Source organism: Winogradskyella sp. 266wxhm (assembly GCF_058964685.1).
This window is the reverse complement of sequence record NZ_CM179559.1, coordinates 3,742,504-3,763,030: the sequence shown is the minus strand read 5'-3', so window position 1 is coordinate 3,763,030 and position 20,527 is coordinate 3,742,504. Positions and strand designations below refer to the sequence as shown.

Here is a 20,527-nt window from a genome sequence, read left to right as displayed (position 1 = left end):
ATTGGTTCTCGATACATTTTATTCTCATGCTTTGAATAAAACACTCGAACTGACGGTGTGGTTATTTTTTAGTAATTCGTCTTCGACAGGCTCAGACTGACAGTAGATTTAATTAATTAGATCCTGAAACTAGTTCAGGATGACAAGCTTTGAGAGAGAGAGAGTTTTGTTTTGGATTTACCTTTAATCGCCTCAGATTGAAAAACAGGGTGGTTAGTCTTTAAATTTTATTCAATTGGTTTTACTTCTCCTCTATAGCTAATGCTGTTTCTGTGGGAAGATGCAAAGGTTAAATCGGCAATATTGCTAGTATAGAATGTAATGATAACCTTATAGTTTTCTACGGATTCTTCACCATCATCAATATCAAACTGCATGATGTAGGCTTCTTTTTTGGGATGTTTTGTGAGGGAGTAATCTGTTGGTTTACCGTTAAGCACTACACCCATAGTAGTTCCGTAAGCACCTCTGCCCATGCGTTGCTCGCCATAATATGGTAATTGGCCAATAATACTGTCGTTTTTAAAGGTGAGCTCGTAACCGTTAACATTAATACGGTTGGCGGTGTTACCAGTGTAGCGGGTTAAGTTGTTTAGTACTTGTGTAGTTGCATTGGTATTAAACGGAAACACGGTATTGATATCTATTTTAAAGTCGCCATTGGTCAGCTGTTGCTCCAACTGGTTGAGTGCTGCAGTATTTTCTACTGATGGTTCGGAAGATTTACAAGATACCGCAAACAGCATAATGAAAAGCCCAAGGCTATATACTAGAGTCTTTATGGAAGTAATTGTTTTCATAAGTCTTTTAAAGATAAAGTTTTATGCGATTAAATACTAATACATTAACATGCTTTTAGCTTAAAAAAATAATGCGATTATGGAAGTTCATAATCGCATAGAGTGTAAAGCTGTACTTTTTTCTACTACTGGCGTAGATTGTGTTCAATACTTAAGATATGATACCTTGATTATTTTAGTTATGCTTATAATTTACCATCCAGCTGACATTAAACTGATCGGAACAACGGCCATAATGCGCATCCCAAGACATTTCTTGAAATGGTGTGTGTACCGTACCTTGGGCACTCAACTTGTCAAAGATTGCTTTCGCGTCTTCTTTACTGTCGGCATCAATACTAAGGTTTAAGTTGGTACCGTTAGATAAAGGTGTGTCTGGTGCAGCATCATAAGCCATGATATGCACGCCACTACCCTTCAGTTCGGCATGTTGTAATTTGTTTCTGTAATGTTCTGGAATATCGCTCTCCACATTGTTATAAGTTTGTTCGTTCACAATCTTACCTCCCAATACGGATTTATAAAATTCTAAAGCTTGTTTGCAATCGCCTTTAAAGGCTAAATATGGTTGTACATTCATAATATATGAGTTTTTAGTGTTATTAATTTTTATACGTTCAGTATCAAAAATACCGACAATACCCAATTCCGATTAACGCAAACCACAGGAATCTTAATCAGTTTGATAAGAGCATCTTAAATATTTCTTAAAACGGTAAGAGCAAAGAATTGATAGATATGGAGCAAGCCAATCCATACATTATAATGACCTTTGGAAAGAACACGAAAAAGAATCATTTAAAAGTATAGATTATGAAAACTGACAAAACATATAATTCAGATATTACAGAACAAGACAAGGAAAAACTAGGTGAACTTGCCAGAGCAATCCGCAATGATCGCCAAGGAGATGATGCGCAACTAGAGAACAGAGAACGTCATATAGATTTCACAGGAAAGGATTTGGATGTTCCTGGCAGAGAAAGAGCCACACCAAACAAAGGCACCTTTAAGGACGAAGAAAACGAGTTGTATAGTCAAGGTAGCGGAGACAACGACCATTTAGAAGATGCTGAAAATCATGAAGACTAATTGCTATAGAAAAAGAAATAAAGAAACGCTTTAATTTATTAAGGCGTTTTTGTTTTTCATAAGGGTTGCCAATCCAAATAACACTATCTTAATTTGTCATCCTGAACTTGTTTAAGGATCTCATTATGATTGCAAATTGTTTTTTTTTATGTAGTTCTCGATACATTTTATACTCATGCTTCGCATAAAACACTCGAACTGACGCCACCTTTAACAGAACTCGTCTTCGACTGGCTCAGACTGACAGTAGTACTTTTCTTAGATACTGAAACAAGTTCAGGATGACACTGCAACTATGTTTACCGTAAGTCCGAGCTGAGCCTGTACTGAGCAAAGACGAAGTATCGAAGTGTTGATTCAGGATCTTATAAATTTTGAAATGTTTAGATACTTCGCTTGGCTCTGGTTCTCATAAACCATTTTCTTGAGGTTTTAATATAGATTTAAAACAATTCTTTCGACAAGGCATCTTGTAATACTTATATTGCGAGTTTTACGTTTAATCTAAAAACCCAGGCATCGAAAACCAAAAGATCACTCTCGACTCACTTTTAAAACTAGACTTTAACACCATCATCTGGATAGCGGCACCAGTAATGTTTGCCCTTGTAGCTTTAGAATACTATCTATCCATTAAACAAAATAAAAAACTCTATCACGGCAAGGATTTCTTAGCTTCATCAGCCATTGGCTTTGGTAATCTCTTTGTTAATGCTTTAACCAAAGTGGGTATTTTCTATATCGTGGTTATATGTTATAACTTAACTCCTTGGACTATTCCGCATACGTGGTGGTCATACCTTTTGTGTTTTTTCTGTTTAGATTTTGTTCGATATTGGTCGCACAGAATATCGCATGTACAACGCTTTTGGTGGTCTACCCATGTGGTGCATCACAGTTCTGAATATTATAATCTCTCTACCTCTTTTCGTCTTTCATGGGTACAGAACCTTAAACTGGTATTCTTTATTCCTGTGATTATGCTGAGTTTTGATCCTGTAGTGTTTATCATTGTACATCAATTGGAAATCTTATACCAATTCTGGATCCACACCGAACTAATTCGGAAGCTACCGAAACCTATAGAATATATTTTTGTAACTCCATCGCACCATAGAGTTCATCATGCAGTAAATGACGATTATATTGATAAGAATTTTGGTTCTACACTTATTATTTGGGACCGTATCTTTGGTACGTTTCAACCTGAAAAAGAACAGGCTATTTATGGTATTACTAAACCGGTGAAATCTTTTAATCCAGTGTATCTGGTATTTCACGCTTGGGGAGACTTATTAGTTGATATTTGGAACCGTCCTAAAAAGGCTTGGAAGATTATGTTTGGTAGTCCGACTGTTTGGGAACGTGAGGAAGTGAAAAAGCAGAAAAAAGTGCGAGCGCGGGAAAAGCAGTTTGTTGATTAGTTGTTTTACTAATTTGTCTTAGACAGGCTCTGGCTGACATTACTAATATTAAATGAGATGAGATCCTGAAACAACACTTCGACAAGCTCAGTGTGACAGTTTTGGACGACAACACTTGATTATTGTCTAAACCTATTTCAGGACCTTCAGTATAACTTTAATTATATAATCTCAACTACTTCAAGATCAAAAACTAAGTCTTGTCCTGCTAATGGATGGTTAGCATCAACGATAATGCTATCTTCTTCCACTTTTGCAATTCTGAACTGTTGTTGCCCACCGTCTGGTCTGCTACCAACTAAGCCCATACCAACTTCAGGTTTTATATCTTCTGGTAATTGATTTTTAGGTACTTTTTGAAATAAAGCTTCATTCACTTCACCATAAGCATCCTTTTTATCAATTGATATGGTTTTCTTTTCATTAACTTCCATATCAATAAGCCCTTTTTCGAACCCAGGAATCAATTGACCTTTACCAAGTTCTACATGTAGCGGCTCACGCTCTAGAGAACTGTCAAATACCTGACCGTTATTTAGCTTACCAGTATAATGCACTTTTACCACATCATTTTCCTTTACTTTACTCATAATTGTTTGTTTGTGTTATTATTATAATTTATAAAACCCTGCAAATGTATGGGTCATAAAATGGTTTAAAGAATGAAATGGGAAAAATCCTAGGATTTAAAATAATCTTAACATTTGTGGGTGCTACTCTATTGTATACTTTCAGATTGAAACAACACTTCGATACTTCGTCTTTGCTCAGTACAGGCTCAGTTCAGCATGACAACAATACTTCCTAGGCTTCAGCCATTCTTAACGGATTTTGTTTCTTATGTTCATTTTGTCTTGATACAAAACGAACCAAAAGATCAAAACGATTTATAGGAAGTTGCAAGCACCATTCACTGATAATTGTTTATTCTGTTTTATTATTAATGATTATTCTTCAATCCTAGATTTAAATTCTTAAGATTAATAAGGGCTCATTACTTCTGAAAATCGTTGCTTCCGACCGTGTCGGAATTTGGGTTTGATACTATTTATGGTTTATGCTGTATTACAAAGATCGCGTTCAACAAGTCCAAACTGGTGAGGAGCTCTTTATGGTATCCTGAAACAAGACTTCGATACTTCGTCTTTGCTCAGTACAGGCTTAGCTCAGTATGACAGTTCAGGATTAGACAATAAATATAAGTAAACTCAAAGATGAGTCTTATTTAGGTAATCTATGGAAGAACTCAACAATTAACTACAATACAATTGTGATGAGTTAGAATATAGCCCTAATTTTGCAACACACAAAGCAAAAAATAGGATGAAACAAACTGTAGTGAAATTAATTTATGTACTCATAGTAATTTCATCTGTTTTAGGTTTGCTCACTAGTTATGTGGCTTTATTGCTAGGTTTTGCTTTTGTATTAGTATTTGAAAATCCATTTGAGCGTTATAATAGAAGAGCTATTCCCCTACTCTTAAAGATTTCAGTAGTGGGTTTGGGTTTTGGAATGTTTATAAATGAAACCTTACAAACCACAAAAGAAGGTTTTGGACTAACAGTTTTTACAATATTACTCACCTTAGGTTTGGGAATTGCACTTACCAAAATCTTTAAAATAGACTTAAAACTAGGACATCTTATTACTTCTGGAACTGCAATTTGTGGTGGTAGTGCCATTGCTGCTATTTCCCCAATAATAAAAGCCAATAATAAAACTATAAGTATGGCCTTGGTTATTGTGTTTTTACTGAACTCTATCGCTTTGTTCTTATTTCCTGTGTTAGGGCATTATTTTCAACTCACACAAGAGCAATTCGGGCTTTGGTGCGCAGTAGCTATACATGATACAAGCTCAGTTGTTGGTGCTACAATAGATTATGGAGATGAAGCCTTAAGAATTGCAACAACCGTTAAACTATCTCGAACGTTATGGATAATCCCTTTATCCATTGCTTCGTTATTTGTGTTTAAGTCACCAAAAAAAGGAGTGAAATTCCCCTTGTTTATCTTAGCATTTATTGCTGCTATTGTTACCAACAGTTATCAGCTTATACCTTTAGAGATGTCGAGTTTTATTGTTGTTTGTGCTAAACGCTTATTGATTGTAACGCTTTTCCTTGTTGGTACAACTATTGCTATAAAGGATATTAAAAATACGGGTAGTAAACCTCTTTGGTTAGGAATTGTTTTATGGTTGTTTATTTCGGTATTTTCTTTCTTCTATATTGTTTATTGGTCATAGTTGATTTGATCCAGAAACGAATTTAGGATTGCATTATAATTAAGAGTGCGCTGTCTAAAACCCAGTATTACCATTCGTCTTCGACGGGCTCAGACTGACATTTATGGTTATAGATATTTTTCGATACATTTTGTTCTCAAGCTTTGAATAAAACATTTAAACTAACAATTTGTTTTAATGAAATCCTGAAACGAATTTAGCTAACCAATACTCAATTTTCAGTAAATCAGATTTAAAAAAAAGCGTAATACAAGTATTACGCTTAGCTATTAATCAGAACTAATATTCAAACATCAATTATAATCAATGTGTGCTTTTAGTTAAAAGGGGTTAGGGTTATTTTTGTTTTGCAAATATATTGAGGTACAATTCGTTAAGTGTTACAAAAATTACGGTAGTTGTGTCATATATCACTTATATTTGTATAGAATACCAAAAATTATGCTTAGCGATCAGTTTCCAAAAGTACTTTTGTTAGACGTTAGCGCTGTATCTGACTTACCTGATGATTTTTATAAACATTACCACACACATATGTTTTGTCTTAGTGGTAATATCAAATTCATGTTAAACAATGATACGATGCAGTGCAATGGTGGTGATTTTTTGTTTTGGTTTGCGCAAAGTCAATTATTGCAAATACAGACCTCTAATGACTTTAAAGCCTCTGTTTTATTGGTTGAAAAGCAACTGCTAGACGACAATGTTCCCAATGTAGGATATGCGGTTAACGCTCTACTCCACTCTAGAGTGAATCCTATAAAAATTATTCAAAACAAAAAGGTGCAGCAAAAAATCATTTCTAACTTCAAAGTAGTAAACCAACGTTATCTCAATAAGACACACAAGTTTTATGAAGAAGCTTTAAGTCTTCAGCTTAAACTTTTTGTTTTAGAAATGTGGAACACCTTTGCTAATGAATATGAAAGTAAAAAACATACTAGGCAAACAAATGCTATTTATGAAGGCTTTATTACACTGCTTCATAAACATTCTATGCAGCAACGTGAAGTTCAATTTTATAGCAACCAACTACATATTACGCCTAAATATCTAAATCAAATTTGTAAATCTATATCAGACCTTACAGCTTCGGCATGGATACAACGTTATGTTAGAGAGCGCTTAATTATCTTGTTAGAAGATAAAAGTCTCAATATTTCTGAAATTGCGGATGAAATGGAATTTAGTAGTCGTTCCTTTTTTACAAGATACGCCAAGAAGATCTTAGGTGTTACACCTACTGAATATCGTGACCGCTTGTCCTAAGTACTACAATCGTAGTCTTTTCTTATAGAAATAACTTCCCAATGTTTAGATTCTATTAAATCTTTATAAAATTTCCTTAAATTCTTTGATTAGCCTTTATTAATTTTCGTGCTTTGTAAAAAAATTCACATGACCATATTTGTAGACATGGACGATGTGCTAGCAGAAACGTACGAAAAGCATATTGAACTATATAACTTAGAACACCAACAACAACTAAATATATCCCAAATCACCTCAGGTGAGGTATGGCACAATGTACCTGAAGACCACCAGTTGAGTATAAAGGATCACGCCAACCAAAAAGGCTTCTTTAGAGATCTAAAACCAAAAAAGGACTGCATACAGGTTATGGAGGCGCTATACGCTAAACATGAAGTCTACATTGCTACGGCTGCAACCCAATTTCCAGACTCCCTAAAGGAAAAAAGCGATTGGATTGATGAATATATACCCTTTATAACATGGCAGCACCGTATTATGTGCGGTCATAAGTTTATTCTTAAAGGAGATTTACTCATAGATGACAGAACCTATAATCTAGAAAAATTTGATGGTGATACCCTACTCTTCAACTCTCCTCATAATGTAAGCGAAACTGGTTACACTAGAGTTAACAACTGGTTAGAAATTGCTGAGCGCTTATTATAGTAACGAAAAAATCCAGCACATAGAATTAAATCGCTTAAAAAGCTACAATTACAGGTTAACTATTGCTATAATATTACTACCTTTAGTAATTGATAATTAACGTTTTAATATTGAAAAAAAAATATTTTAAAAAGCTAAAACGCAGATTGAATGGTTTCGACCTGCTTTTTTTTGCATTACTATTAGCATCAATAATAATTAGCATACTGTATGAGAAAAAAGACTTGATCTATACTATGCCTACAATTACGTTGTGTATTCTAATGAACTATGTTTATGTAAAAAAAAGTAAAACAAATCTTATATATAGTATAGGTCTATTGGCTTTATTCACTTCTGATATTTTTGCAACTTTAGCTTTTAAAGATTCTTTTTTGAAAATTACAATACTTACTACAACCTACATAGTTTGTAGTACTTTGGCTTTAAAAAAATATTTAAAAAGAGGAAAACTAAAGTCCTTCTTAAGTATTACTTCTTTTATCACTATAGGGTTGTTGACCTACATTGTATATGCAATACTAGACTTATTAGTCCTTGTTTTACCAAAAAACACACTATTTTTTGTGTTTTTGTCCGTATTAACACTCATCGTTTTGTTAGTTACTATAGGGTTAATTTATTTTAGCAATAATTATAGATCCGGAACCATGTTATTGGCGTCTGGTATATTCTTTTTTGTGCAAGTATGTCTTAGCGTTATCAACGAGTTTTTATACAATGACAAAACATTTATTAGCTTAATTATTTTTTGTCATACTATGGCAATTTATTTACTAACACGATTTTTAATTTACACCAAAGCAATTAAAACAGAAGACATTAAGGAATGGTATCTGTAAACCCTAAATTGTTACAAACCTTATGCTAGTAGAAAATATCCCCAATATATTTATTCCCAATTCTAAATCTTTACCAGATCTTCTGATACATGATTTTAGGATGACTAATGATAATGTAAAAAGTAAAGTCAACCTACAAATGCACATGTTTAGTTTTCTTCAAATAGGAAAAAAGCAAGTGCACTTTGCAGAAACTTCTGTTGCAGTAGACAAAACGCAATCTATTCTTACGACCAAAGGTAATTGTTTGTGGACCGAACTTTTAGACACAGAAAATAGCTATTACTGTAAACTTTTCTTCTTTTCAGAAAAAGTATTAAAAGACTTTTTAAAAAAACATTCTAGTTTTTCTGAAGAAGCCCAACAAGAAAACCCGTTTTTCATTATTGAAAATGATGACTTTATTTCGGCATTTATCAATTCACTATCGGCAATAGGTAACGATCAACTTCAACAAAATGAAGCTTTAACAAAGCTTAAATTTGAAGAGATTTTACTCTATCTTTCAGGTAAATACGGTAGCGCTTTTATAGCCTTTTTACAGTCGCTTATAAAAGAAAAAGATTCTAGCTTTAGAGAAGTTGTAGAACGTCATGTCTATTCTAACTTAAAGGTTGAAGAAATTGCCTTTTTGTGTAACATGAGTCTTTCTACTTTTAAAAGACATTTTAAAGAAGAGTTTAATGCTTCGCCAGGTAGATGGCTTATGGATAAACGTTTAGAAAAAGCAAAAATCTTAATAGAACAACGCGATGTAAAAGCATCTGATGTGTATCTAGAAATTGGCTATAATAACCTTTCTAACTTCAGTACAGCCTTTAAAAACAAGTTCGGAATTAGTCCAAAAGAGGTATCCTAAAGCCAAAAAAGTTCAATTTTATCTACTTTGAACCATTTTCATAAATAACTGACTTGTTTTAATAAATAGTCAGAAGCAGTTCGCTTGTAGTTTTGCAGTTATAATTAAAAATGAAAAAAATTATGACTCAAGTACAAAGACCTGTATTTAAAGAAAAGTATGATAACTTTATAAATGGTGAGTTTGTTCCACCAGTAAAAGGAGACTATTTTGATAATGTTTCACCAGTTGATGGTAAAGTATTTACAAAAGCAGCAAGATCTACAGAAGAAGATATAAATCTAGCTTTAGATGCAGCACATGCAGCATTTCCGGCTTGGAGTACAACTTCTGCAACAGAACGTAGTAACGCTTTATTAAAAATAGCTCAGGTAATGGAAGACAACTTTGAATACCTAGCTACTTTAGAAACTATAGATAACGGAAAACCAATTCGTGAAGCTAGAGCAGCAGATATTCCTTACTGTATAGATCACTTCAGATATTTTGCTGGTGTTATTCGTGCAGATGAAGGTACTATTTCTGAGCACGATAAAGATACGGTTAGTATTGCTCTTCATGAGCCAGTAGGTGTTGTTGGAGAAATCATTCCTTGGAACTTCCCATTATTAATGTTAGCATGGAAAGTAGCACCTGCATTAGCGGCTGGTTGTACAGCTGTAGTAAAACCAGCAGAGCAAACACCTACAAGTGTTATGTGCTTTATGGAATTGATTAAAGACGTATTACCAAAAGGAGTATTAAATATTGTTACTGGTTTTGGTGCTGAAGCTGGTGAAGCATTAGCAACTTCAAAACGTGTGGCTAAATTATCTTTTACTGGTTCTACGGAAACTGGTCGTAAAGTAATGCACAACGCTGCAGAAAACATTATTCCTTTAACTTTAGAATTAGGTGGAAAATCACCAAATATCTTCTTTAAATCGGTAGCAGATCAAGATGATAACTTCTTTAATAAAGCTATTGAAGGTGCTTTAATGTTTGCATTAAACCAAGGTGAAATCTGTACATCTCCTTCTAGAATTTTAGTACACGAAGATATCGCAGACTTATTTATTGAAAGAATGCAAGAGCGTTTAGCAGCAGTAAAAACAGGTCATCCTTTAGATCCAGAAACAATGATTGGTTCTCAAGTATCTAAAGCACAATTCGAGAAGATTATGAACTATATCAAAATCGGAAAAGAAGAAGGTGCAGAAGTTCTTGCTGGTGGTGATGCTGGTAACTATGAAGGAGACATTAAAGATGGTTTCTACATTCAGCCTACTGTATTAAAAGGTAAAAACGATATGCGTGTATTCCAAGAAGAGATTTTTGGTCCTGTAGTATCATTAACTACATTTAGCACCGTAGAAGAAGCTATTGCTATAGCAAACGACACATCTTATGGTTTAGGTGCTGGTGTTTGGAGTAGAGATGCTCATGAGCTTTACCAAGTACCAAGAGCTATCCAAGCAGGTAGAGTTTGGGTAAACCAATACCATACATATCCTGCACATGCGCCATTTGGTGGTGTTAAGGAATCTGGTTTTGGTCGTGAAAACCATAAAATGGCTTTAGACCACTACCGTGTTGTTAAAAACATGCTTATCTCTTACAGTAAAGATGCTGTTGGATTATTCTAAAATAAGAATGACTATTCAAAATCCCTTATGAATTAATAGCAAATCTTGAATAATGTCTTGATAAGAAGCCGTTTCAATTAATTTTGAAATGGCTTTTTCTTATTAGTGGATTTAAGCTAAATGATTTATGTTGCTCTTTTTGAAACTATTTTTAAATTCTCAATCCAAACCCAAACTTTAAAATAGTGATATTTGTATTGTAACTTGTATCTGGAACCCCATCTTCTACTCCAATTTTTATTAAATCATATTGGACTTGGACAAATAGTTTTTTTGTGATGTCATAAACAAGTCCTAAATTCAGGTTAATACCATTTTCGGTTTGACTTGAGCTTGATAAATCCGGGTTACTAAAATTAAAACCATCTATTCCTGAAGTTTTAAAATTCATAAAAGTATAACCTAATCCTATCGAAGGATGAAATTTAGTTAGTGATTCAATATCTAATTCGGCAAAAATGCTTGGCTGTATTGCAAAAACAGTAACATCAAAAGGTTGAAAACTATCGTCCTTAGAATTTTTTAGGATTCCTCCGTTTAAAGATGCTCCTATATTTAAGAATTCTAAATTTGCAAAACGATATTTAACCCCTAAGTCTATAATTCCATTATAATTTTTTCCAATGAAATTATCACCAACTGTTAGAGGATAATTTAATTCAAGACTAAATTTTGAGTCTTGTGAAAATGATTTAATTGAAAAAATCAGTAATATACCTAATAATAGTTTTTGTTTCATAAAGCACATTTTTCAAATAATTATTCCAATTCCTAAATTCACAGTTGTTGGTTCTTTTTCATTTTTGAACTCTATGTACTGGCTCAAATCAGAGTCAGAATCATTATTCTTTATCGAATTAATATATTGATTAATCTTCAATAGGATAAACCCTCTTTTTTCTGATGAAAATGAAAAAAATTTCTTTAACTGTATGAAAGCTCCAAAACTTACAGAATTATAATTATCCTTAATGTCATTGTTATAGCTGGCTGTTGGATTGCTAAAAACTGGATCGTTTGGGTCTATAATTTGAGTTGGATCAGCTGTAGTGTCACCTTTCTCTTTTGCAGATATTAAAAAGCTTGTAAATCCACCTATTCCAAAATGATAAGATTTATCTTGTCCAAAATGAAAATTATAATTTACGGGTATTTGAATTTGACTAATATTTCGATTTCCTTTATTAGTAATAGCACCCATTTTATCTTCAATAGAAAACCTATCTAAATAAAAACCAATACCAAAATCGATAGATGAATTTTCATTAATTAAATAGTTAAAACTAGGTAGAATATATGCTCCAATATTAATCGAGGATTTTATTTCAGGACTACCATCAACATTTGTGTTTGTTAGTTCGCTAGTTTTAGGTATAGATAATGTAGGTCCTAGAGATAACTGAAATTCAATTTTTTTGTCCTGTGAATAAATTTTGGTTAAAAAACCAATTAAAACAATTAGTAGGATTCTTTTTTTCATTCTTTAATTTAAGTTTATGCTTAATGTAAAATAAAGGTTTTGCCTATGATTTATATGAAAAATCACAAGATTCTTTTTACCAATGCCAAAAGCTAACAAAATAGAAATAAAATCTCTATAGGTATTCAGCCGCAATGAGCTAACATGTTATTTGCAGTAGTTTTTTTTAAATGTATAGTTTCCAGTTTTTGTCCGCTTTAAATCCGTGTTCAGGTTCAGCCACTTTGTTTATTTCTGTTCCTCTTTTTATTAGTTCAGAGTATAATTCCGATTGTTTTGATTTTATGTACTCAATTTCGTTTTCAATCATTTCGTTATTCCAAGTTATAGTTTCACAAACCATACACTCATTTTCTCTTACTGCAACAATTCCGCAAACTGCACATGCTTTTAAGGAATTCATAAATTCAGATACATAGTCAAAATCAAATTTTTTAAATATAGTTGGCACATTTTGAATAAATTCATACCAACCAATGTTATTATTTTTTAGACTGATTGTTTTCTCAGCTTTCTCAAAAAATACTTCATTCCGATTTTCTGAAAATTGAACATTATTAATTTCTTTCCAATTAAATAATTTGGGCTTCGCTCCAAAAGGTTCTTTTATAGAAAATCCACTTTCGGTTAACTTAATTTCAGTTAATTCGGAAGTCAGTTTTTTATAAAATATGTTTCGCATTAAAGATCCTATCATTACTTAGTTCTAATTACTGCCAAAGGTCTCGTATAACCATCACTTACGGAATTAAAGATAGTGTTTTTCTAATTCTTGACTTATCATCAACTTCATAGAAGCTATTTGCTTTAATTAAAAGACCAAATGTATTTTTATTCTCTTTATGGTTTAAGTCTATATCAATGACTTTGTTTTTATAGAGACTTTTTACTTCGTCAAAAACAGTGTGTCCTATTATAATTTTGTTACTAGAAAAATACGTTAGAATATTATCAATCTCTATATCTGTTACTTCTTCTCTAGCCAGACCTCTATACCATAAAGGACCTTTGTTTCTTAATAGTAAAGTTTCATTTTCTGAATGGTTTTCGGGTTTTTTGTCCAATCCATTTCTAATACCAGAATTGATTTGGTTTAAAGTTAGACCGCTTTCTATCAAATCTGGACTTACTCCACCGTGAACAAAAAGTAAATCACCTATTTTTTCTATTGAGTTTTTAGTCCGCAACCACCTTCCTAGCTCCGTGTTTTTAGAATACCAATTAGAATATTCAAAACCTAAAAACTCAGCATTAGCAAAATATTTATGATCAACATACTTAAAAAGATCATTATCATACGCACCAATTATGTTCATAGCTTCATGATTACCTAATATAAAATGAACTTTGCCTCTGGCATGCTCAGCCTCTTTCTCTAATTTATAAATTAGCCATAAGCATTCGTTAACGTACTTACCTCTATCAAAATAATCACCCAATAAAACTAAATGACCTTCACCAAAGATCCATTCATATTTCTCATTAATAATCTTATTTCCTCTTAAGAATTTAATAAAACTATCAAAATTACCCTCTATATCAGAAAGGCATATAATTTCTTTTGGCTGTTTGTAGGTATCCTTTTCTATAGAATAATTTTGAGATATAGGTACATCAAAACTTACATTAGGATATTTTACCTTTATATAAACACTATCTTTTATATTGTATGATACGCTCTTTTTAGAAAAGGAATTCTGTTTTTTTTCAATATGAATAGTTTTTAAACTATCATTTTGGTAATATACTATGGGCTGTTCAAAATCTACTACAACCTGTTTGCTTGTATAGTTTGGTGTTTTTAATTTCCAACCAGGTGCTAATGGTATAACGTTAATCACCCCAAAAAAACCAAGGCCTATAGCAATTACTAAATAAGCGAAATAAACAAAAAACAGAACTTTAAATACTCTAAATATTTTTTTCATAATAGCGATTTCTTCAATTATGATGAGTTAATACCCTGTTTGTTAAAGCTTTATTGATTACACAAAAAGATTTCTTATAAGAGTTATGATAACATATTGAACTTTATTTGTTTTGGTTGACCTTCTTAAAGTAAATGCATTAACTTCACCTTAATTCTAATTATTCCTTTATCCAGAATGACATAATTTGTTATAGTAGTACTTTTACCATTCTGGCTTGTATATCAAATATTTTTTCGGAATATCTTTTTTAATATAAGTTGAGATATAGTCTCCACTAATTATTTTAATTGTGTCGTTAGAAATTTTGTTTAATGTTTCCTTAATAAAGCACTCTCCACACTGTGGATGTTTGAAATATACTTGAACAATAAACTTTCCCTTTTTGTATCTGTATAAATAACTTTCCGCTTTTTTTGGGTTTAAGTCATTTATGTCATTTATGTTAATGTTTTTAAATTCACCAACTCTTCCATTTCTATAAAATTTCAAGTATGTTGGATTAGATTTTATGTTTTTGTTGGAAATTGAGTCTTTTGAGTTGTCAAAAGTATTAATAGTCGATATTTTTAAATAAACTTTAGAAGTATCAATAATATTATAGGCAATTGGATTAGAATTTGGTTTAATTTTTTCATAATGGAAACCTATTCGTCTTTTTCCAAATTCATTAACAGACGAACAACTTAATATTATTAATATTCCTAATAATAAAATTAAAAATGAGCGTTTAGACATTCTATTTTAGATTGATTTGTATTAAAAATTTAGCGACTTTCTAAATACATCTTTATTTTGATTAAGAGATTGAATATTAATAAAATACACATAGCGTTACAAAACTTTCTTTAAGTGTATTGATTTTAGGATAATATACTATTAAGTTTTATAAATTATTTACCTAACCGTTTCTATTCGTATTCAGCAATAATTATCTCACCTGTGTAACTTGCTGTTAATTCAACTTCTTCAGTGGATAATTCAAGAGATAAATTATAAGGATTGTTTGAACCAGTTATTTCGACTGAGCCTGTATTCCATATTAAGTTAGAGTTATCTGTAATCAATTCATTATTATCAGCTCTTAGAAAAAACAAGCTTGCACCAGAAAGCCTTGCTTCAATGTCAGCCGAATTGAAATTGTTCTGGTTAAGTGGATAGATATTCTCTAGTGATTCAGAATCACTCCCTGGAGTCAAAAACACCATCCTTAAGAGAACTTTAGTATCTAAAGATAAGTTAAGTTGACTATTTTCAAAAGTTACTGGTTGGTCTGTTAATATAATTTCAAAGCCGTGAATATCATCTATTGTAAAATCAAATTCAATCTTGTATGCATAACTCAAAGTAAAAGACTGTTCATTATACACTAATTGGCCATTAGACATTAATAAGTCATTATCATCATTTGAACACGATAAAAAAATCAAGGTGATTAAGAGTAATGGGAGTCTTTTCATCATAAGTTAATAAGATTTTAAATTTTTTGTTTGTCGATAAGTTTAACCAAAATTGTGTGTAACGTGTTTGGCTATGATTTCGTTGCGGAAAACGTCCGCAGGACTTTTCCGCCAAAACTAAAGATAGTACAGTTGCCTAAATAAACTGTGGGGATTACCGCAGCAATGAACTATAGCCGGTGTTACCAGACGTTTTTATTCTTCATCAGGTAATGGTGGATTTAGAATTTTAATGTAAGAGTATTCACTTAATTTTATTTTCAATGGAAGACTATCTCCATTTTTTCTATTCAGCTCGTTGAAATCTGTTGTTATTTTAATGAGTTGGTCTTTTATTTTTTTTGAAGAAACTGAACTGTCTTGATAATAAAAGATTAATGCCTTATCAATACTTTTTGAGAAGTCAAATTTTCGTTCTGGGTTAAGTATATGATTCCGCAATATTGGCTGTAAACTGTCAAATGATACCTCGATTTCATTGTTTATTATAATCGAATCTTTTTGAATTGAAATAACATTACTTCCGTGATAGTCGACAATATCCATTTTACTAATGCACTCTTTGTACACAATCAGATTAAATTCCGTTGAATCAGTGCTGAATTTAAGTAATGGGGCTTTTCCATAGCAAGCAATTTTATCCGCAATTTTAATTAGTTCACCATAATTTTTGATTGAATCGAGATATATTTCAGTCAGAGAAGAATCCATTTTAAAATTCGAAACTCGAGGATAGTAGTATTGGATTTTTTTTAATTCCGTTCTTTCCTTTTTCGTTTCACAATTATAAAACAAATTGGCAATGATTAATATGAGTACGATTTTTCTCAAATGTGTGGCAACGGTCTCGTATAACCGTCAGTTACGGGTTAATATGCGTTAATTTTCGGTTTGGCACTGACGTTAGCAATTCCGAGTGTATTCGGACGTAGTCGAATCCGCCGTAATTGCGGTTATAAATTGTTGGCAACTGGCTTTTCATTCAGTTAATTTATCAATTCGTTTGGCAAGAAAGTGAGTGAATTCCAAAACTTTTTTCGGAATATTTTCCGTCTCTTCAAAATCGTCCAGGTCAAAAATTTTTAAATCTCCGTTCTTTTTTATAAACTCCAGATAATATCCGCATCCATCCGTACAGTCAGGACACCCAAATCTTTCTTTGTCAGTTTTCCATTTATAAAGGGCTTCTGGAATTTTTTCCACAATCTCATTTGCAATTTTGAGTTTCTCTTCTTGGATTATATTAGTATTAAATTCAAGTCTAGATTCTAAATTAAAATAAGTATCTTCAAAATCCGCCGTAAGAGTAGGTTTGTTTTTGTTCATTATCAGGCGAAACATTGGCGCGCAATTTTCGTAACATTCTCCGCAATATCTTCCAAAAATGATTTGTCTATATTTTGATGTTTCCACTTCTAGGTTTTTATCAGATGTAGCTTTATTCAATTCAGAGTTTGATTCATTTCTACACGAAACAAAAGTTAAAATTAGAAGCAATATGTTCAATGCCTGTTTCATTTTTCAGCTTGTTGCTAACGGTCACGTATAACCGTCAGTTACGGGATTAAAGTTAATAATTTTCGGTTAAGAACTGGCGTTAGCAATTCCGAGTGGATTCGGACGTAGTCGAATCCGCCGTAATTGCGGTTATACATTGTTAGCTACAGTTTTTTATCAAAATCCAGAACTCAATTTTTCCGTTTTTCCAATTATAACATTCGATTCAGCTTTGCCTTTTGAAATTCCAAAGTAAATTGTTCCTACAGAATAAAACGCTTTCTTTCCATACCAAGTGACGCTAATATTTCCACTATTATCGTCTGAATCCACTTCGTCAAATTTTCCAAAAACTCTCATAAACGTTTCTCTTGTTTTATCTGAAAAACTCAGTGCATTTTGATAGAAATTATTACCTGTAAATACTTTGGTAATCATTATCATAACTAATGAGCTATTTTTGTCGAAATATAGAATAATTGCATCATATTCATAATCAAAAACTTTATATAAATCGCTATCATATGGTCTGTAACGATAAGCTTTTAATCCATCATCCAAGTTTTGAAATAGTTCTAAATTGCTGAAAGAACTTTTTTGAGTTCCAAGTTTTATTGTTTTGAATCCATTTTTTTCATCAATAAGGCTTTTCTGTGAGTAAACAGAATTTGAAATCGTAATTAATAAAATCAGGTAAATAATTTTCTTCATAATGTTTGGTTTAAATTGTAGCTAACGTTAAAGGCTATGTACAGTATTAGCGACGGTGTGAACCAGAAATGCGCAGCATTTTAACACCGCACCGCTTTATCACAATGGACATGCTACTATTGTATATAGCCCTTGTTAAGTGTAGTAAATATAGTGCAATTATTTCAAAGCCGTAAAATGGCTGGTGCGCTTATTTACGCAGTCACGATTCGAGCATAATTTAGTCTCACAGTTTGGTTTGCACCGCCTTTAAATCATGCAATATGTACAGGTATATGTTGTCGTTATTTAAAGGCAAAGTCGCTTGTAGAATTAAAAAAAAGTGCCGAAGCCTTGATTTTCTCAAAAAAATCCACGACCTTCTACCAAGTTTTTAATACGAAACCTCGTATTTGATAGTGTAACTCTCACACGATTTATCGATAAAACTTGAAGCTCTGGTTCAACCAGAGTTCAACCACTTTTTTTCCTTCTTCTTGAAACGACTTTTGCTAACAAAACTTTGACCAATTTTCGAAGAAGTTATTGCACTTAACGGTTTTGTGTATGGCTCGTTGCGGAAAATCAGCTATGATTTTCCGCCGTAACCGAAAGATAGCAAATTGCAATGAATTCCGATTAGGAATTCAGCCGCAATGAGCTATACACGTTGTTGTGCTTTCGTTATTTATTCATTTAAGTCATAGTCTTTGTAAGAGTATTCTATGATTTGATTAACATTTTCTTTAAGACTCTTTAAACGCATATTGAAGTTCACAATATTATAAAGGTAGTCATCTATTATATTTTCAAACTCAATGTCATAAAAAATCAGATACTTGTCAATTTCTATAGTGGAAGATTCTTTCCATTGAAGTACGCCATAGGCATCTATATTCTTTAGAGGATATCGTTTCATCAAATACTTGAGTAAATATTCATCTTTTTCAGAAACATTTTTTCCAGTAAAGGCAATCCTATTTCTTTTTTGCGTCCATTCTACGATTAACTTTTTTAAAGAATCGTTTTTAATTTTTTGAAGCTTATTGGATTGTAATATTTCTAAAATAGAATTTTCAGTAACCTCGAGATTTCCATTTTCAAAAATATCAAATAGAAGTTTGTCTGTGTTTTCATTCGTAAGCAATTCGCGCTCCAAATTCATTAGATTAATTAGGCGTTTCGCAGTTTCTATTACACTATCATTTGCTTTTATAGCTTTAGATATTATTTGCTCATTAATGGTAAACTCCGCATGTAAATTTTCTAAAGATTTTTGTAATTCTTGATTGTCAACCCTGTTTGTATTCCAATTATTGACTTGAAGTGCAATTAAAATTCCAATCACTACAAGTATAATTTCACCAATGGCATATTTAAAGTACTTTCCGGTTTTACCTTTTGAAAGTAAATCTTGTCTTCTTTTTCTAAAGAATTTTATCATTGGTTAGCGGTTGGTTTTAATGAAGCACAACACGTAAATAAGTCTGTATTTACGTCTTTTTTTTGCTAATATATAATTTAATGCAATAGCTTCACAATCAAAATGATAATTAATTTTTAGTGTCATGCATTTTGTATAACATTTTTACTATTTTTATACGAGTTGTTATACAAAATGCACGTATGTGCTTTAGACACTATACATCTTTAAAATCATCAAAAAAAAAATCTTGCCATAAGCAAGATTTTTTCTCTCTAAACAAACTAACTAAGTTATAAACTTTAGTAAACTAGTATTTTAATTCTTCTAAGAACTCATTAATTTTAGACTTAGACTCTCCAGTTTTCTTTTGTATTCTACCTAAGAGCTCATCTTCTTTACCTTCCTTATAATCAAGATCATCATCAGTAAGATCACCCCATTTTTGTTTCAATTTTCCTTTAGCAATATTCCAATTGCCCTCTGCTTTATCTTGCCATGGTTTAGACATAATTCTATAATTTTTAGTTTTTATTGCAAACCTCTCTGATTTGCTATACCATAAAATTACAAGAGCCACACATCAAAAATTGCCGTAATCAATCTATAAGTTAATGCTATCAATAAAACCACGTTAAATAAAACATAAAAAAGAATCCTATCCTTACAAATACATATTAATACAAAAGCCTAACCTCCACCCTATCATACCCATGTCTATCCCGTAGTTATCCCGAGCCTAAGCCGAGGCTCATCCGACGTTACTATAGATTTTTCTTACACAACCAATCCAATAAACAATTACAAATTAGCATTCTAATTAAATAAGGAAACAATTGTAGCATATAAGTCAAAGCACCTTAGCCTATCATCATAACTTTGAAATAACAGATTAAAACAGCAAAAGATTATGGCAGATACAAGTATAAATAAACAACAAGTAATATTTCAATACCACGATGTTAGTGCAAGTGAAGCCATAGAAAGCTTTACAAAAGACAAACTAGAAAATGTTTTCTCACGCTTCGAGTTTGTTACACGAGCAGATGTATTCTTTAAAACAGAAAACACATCCTCAGACGAAACAGGAAAAATATCTGGCATTCGCTTAAGCGCACCAGGTCCTCGCCTATTTGCAGAATCATCTAAAGACGATTTTCAAGCAGCAGTTTCAGAAAGTGTAAAAGAACTATTAAAACAGTTAGAAAAGAGAAAGCAAACAATGAAAACACATTAA

General features: G+C 32.0%; 23 protein-coding genes. 9 read left to right on the top strand and 14 right to left on the bottom strand.

Features of this window, described 5'->3' with window-relative positions:
* Nucleotides 1-227 precede the first annotated feature (227 nt).
* Together AC2H4K_RS16995 and AC2H4K_RS16990 are read right to left on the bottom strand one after the other, a co-directional pair.
* Nucleotides 228-800 (bottom strand): DUF4251 domain-containing protein, encoded by a 573-nt coding sequence (locus tag AC2H4K_RS16995; protein ID WP_281140886.1) that lies wholly within the window; start codon nucleotides 798-800, stop codon nucleotides 228-230.
* Nucleotides 801-975: 175 nt separating this feature from the next.
* Complete coding sequence (locus AC2H4K_RS16990) at nucleotides 976-1,380, bottom strand: VOC family protein (protein ID WP_281140885.1); 405 nt, start codon at nucleotides 1,378-1,380, stop codon at nucleotides 976-978.
* 233 nt (nucleotides 1,381-1,613) lie between these two features.
* Between AC2H4K_RS16990 and AC2H4K_RS16985 the strand changes: the two genes are divergently transcribed.
* Both AC2H4K_RS16985 and AC2H4K_RS16980 read left to right on the top strand, forming a co-directional pair.
* Nucleotides 1,614-1,892, top strand: a complete 279-nt coding sequence (locus AC2H4K_RS16985; RefSeq protein WP_281140884.1) for a hypothetical protein — start codon at nucleotides 1,614-1,616, stop codon at nucleotides 1,890-1,892.
* Between the two features lie 596 nt (nucleotides 1,893-2,488).
* Complete coding sequence (locus AC2H4K_RS16980) at nucleotides 2,489-3,316, top strand: sterol desaturase family protein (protein ID WP_281140883.1); 828 nt, start codon at nucleotides 2,489-2,491, stop codon at nucleotides 3,314-3,316.
* A 161-nt stretch (nucleotides 3,317-3,477) separates the two neighbouring features.
* Here the strand turns inward: AC2H4K_RS16980 and AC2H4K_RS16975 are convergent, their stop codons facing one another.
* Nucleotides 3,478-3,906: an FKBP-type peptidyl-prolyl cis-trans isomerase gene (locus tag AC2H4K_RS16975; RefSeq protein ID WP_281140882.1), complete on the bottom strand. Its 429-nt coding sequence runs from the start codon at nucleotides 3,904-3,906 to the stop codon at nucleotides 3,478-3,480.
* Nucleotides 3,907-4,639: 733 nt separating this feature from the next.
* Between AC2H4K_RS16975 and AC2H4K_RS16970 the strand changes: the two genes are divergently transcribed.
* From AC2H4K_RS16970 to AC2H4K_RS16945, 6 genes are all read left to right on the top strand, one after another.
* A complete protein-coding gene (locus AC2H4K_RS16970; RefSeq protein ID WP_281140881.1) occupies nucleotides 4,640-5,566 on the top strand; it encodes a YeiH family protein in 927 nt (308 codons plus the stop codon).
* Nucleotides 5,567-5,986: 420 nt separating this feature from the next.
* Nucleotides 5,987-6,835: an AraC family transcriptional regulator gene (locus AC2H4K_RS16965; protein ID WP_493742645.1), complete on the top strand. Its 849-nt coding sequence runs from the start codon at nucleotides 5,987-5,989 to the stop codon at nucleotides 6,833-6,835.
* Between the two features lie 129 nt (nucleotides 6,836-6,964).
* Complete coding sequence (locus AC2H4K_RS16960) at nucleotides 6,965-7,486, top strand: 5' nucleotidase, NT5C type (protein ID WP_281140879.1); 522 nt, start codon at nucleotides 6,965-6,967, stop codon at nucleotides 7,484-7,486.
* 236 nt (nucleotides 7,487-7,722) lie between these two features.
* Nucleotides 7,723-8,328: a hypothetical protein gene (locus AC2H4K_RS16955; protein ID WP_281140878.1), complete on the top strand. Its 606-nt coding sequence runs from the start codon at nucleotides 7,723-7,725 to the stop codon at nucleotides 8,326-8,328.
* Between the two features lie 22 nt (nucleotides 8,329-8,350).
* Complete coding sequence (locus AC2H4K_RS16950) at nucleotides 8,351-9,187, top strand: helix-turn-helix domain-containing protein (RefSeq protein WP_281140877.1); 837 nt, start codon at nucleotides 8,351-8,353, stop codon at nucleotides 9,185-9,187.
* A 122-nt stretch (nucleotides 9,188-9,309) separates the two neighbouring features.
* A complete protein-coding gene (locus AC2H4K_RS16945) occupies nucleotides 9,310-10,812 on the top strand; it encodes an aldehyde dehydrogenase family protein (protein WP_281140876.1) in 1,503 nt (500 codons plus the stop codon).
* A gap of 151 nt (nucleotides 10,813-10,963) precedes the next feature.
* On the opposite strand, the gene AC2H4K_RS16940 is transcribed toward AC2H4K_RS16945, so the two are convergent.
* The 11 genes from AC2H4K_RS16940 to AC2H4K_RS16890 all read right to left on the bottom strand — a co-directional run bounded on the left by AC2H4K_RS16940 (nucleotide 10,964) and on the right by AC2H4K_RS16890 (nucleotide 19,801).
* Complete coding sequence (locus AC2H4K_RS16940) at nucleotides 10,964-11,551, bottom strand: outer membrane beta-barrel protein (RefSeq protein WP_281140875.1); 588 nt, start codon at nucleotides 11,549-11,551, stop codon at nucleotides 10,964-10,966.
* A gap of 12 nt (nucleotides 11,552-11,563) precedes the next feature.
* Nucleotides 11,564-12,292 (bottom strand): outer membrane beta-barrel protein, encoded by a 729-nt coding sequence (locus AC2H4K_RS16935; protein ID WP_281140874.1) that lies wholly within the window; start codon nucleotides 12,290-12,292, stop codon nucleotides 11,564-11,566.
* A gap of 166 nt (nucleotides 12,293-12,458) precedes the next feature.
* Nucleotides 12,459-12,989 carry a hypothetical protein gene (locus tag AC2H4K_RS16930; RefSeq protein WP_281140873.1) on the bottom strand — a complete coding sequence of 177 codons (531 nt, stop codon included), beginning with the start codon at nucleotides 12,987-12,989 and terminating at the stop codon, nucleotides 12,459-12,461.
* 43 nt (nucleotides 12,990-13,032) lie between these two features.
* Nucleotides 13,033-14,220, bottom strand: coding sequence for a metallophosphoesterase (locus tag AC2H4K_RS16925; RefSeq protein ID WP_281140872.1), 1,188 nt, complete (start codon nucleotides 14,218-14,220; stop codon nucleotides 13,033-13,035).
* A 204-nt stretch (nucleotides 14,221-14,424) separates the two neighbouring features.
* Entirely contained in the window at nucleotides 14,425-14,958 is a 534-nt protein-coding gene (locus AC2H4K_RS16920) for a hypothetical protein (RefSeq protein WP_281140871.1), read from the bottom strand.
* Nucleotides 14,959-15,131: 173 nt separating this feature from the next.
* Complete coding sequence (locus AC2H4K_RS16915) at nucleotides 15,132-15,683, bottom strand: hypothetical protein (protein ID WP_281140870.1); 552 nt, start codon at nucleotides 15,681-15,683, stop codon at nucleotides 15,132-15,134.
* A gap of 192 nt (nucleotides 15,684-15,875) precedes the next feature.
* Nucleotides 15,876-16,391 carry a hypothetical protein gene (locus AC2H4K_RS16910; protein ID WP_281140869.1) on the bottom strand — a complete coding sequence of 172 codons (516 nt, stop codon included), beginning with the start codon at nucleotides 16,389-16,391 and terminating at the stop codon, nucleotides 15,876-15,878.
* 267 nt (nucleotides 16,392-16,658) lie between these two features.
* Nucleotides 16,659-17,198: a hypothetical protein gene (locus AC2H4K_RS16905; RefSeq protein WP_281139341.1), complete on the bottom strand. Its 540-nt coding sequence runs from the start codon at nucleotides 17,196-17,198 to the stop codon at nucleotides 16,659-16,661.
* 156 nt (nucleotides 17,199-17,354) lie between these two features.
* A complete protein-coding gene (locus AC2H4K_RS16900; RefSeq protein WP_281139355.1) occupies nucleotides 17,355-17,888 on the bottom strand; it encodes a hypothetical protein in 534 nt (177 codons plus the stop codon).
* Between the two features lie 667 nt (nucleotides 17,889-18,555).
* Nucleotides 18,556-19,311 (bottom strand): hypothetical protein, encoded by a 756-nt coding sequence (locus tag AC2H4K_RS16895; RefSeq protein ID WP_281139356.1) that lies wholly within the window; start codon nucleotides 19,309-19,311, stop codon nucleotides 18,556-18,558.
* Nucleotides 19,312-19,600: 289 nt separating this feature from the next.
* Nucleotides 19,601-19,801, bottom strand: coding sequence for a CsbD family protein (locus AC2H4K_RS16890; RefSeq protein ID WP_281139357.1), 201 nt, complete (start codon nucleotides 19,799-19,801; stop codon nucleotides 19,601-19,603).
* Between the two features lie 399 nt (nucleotides 19,802-20,200).
* Between AC2H4K_RS16890 and AC2H4K_RS16885 the strand changes: the two genes are divergently transcribed.
* Nucleotides 20,201-20,527 (top strand): HPF/RaiA family ribosome-associated protein, encoded by a 327-nt coding sequence (locus AC2H4K_RS16885; protein WP_281139358.1) that lies wholly within the window; start codon nucleotides 20,201-20,203, stop codon nucleotides 20,525-20,527.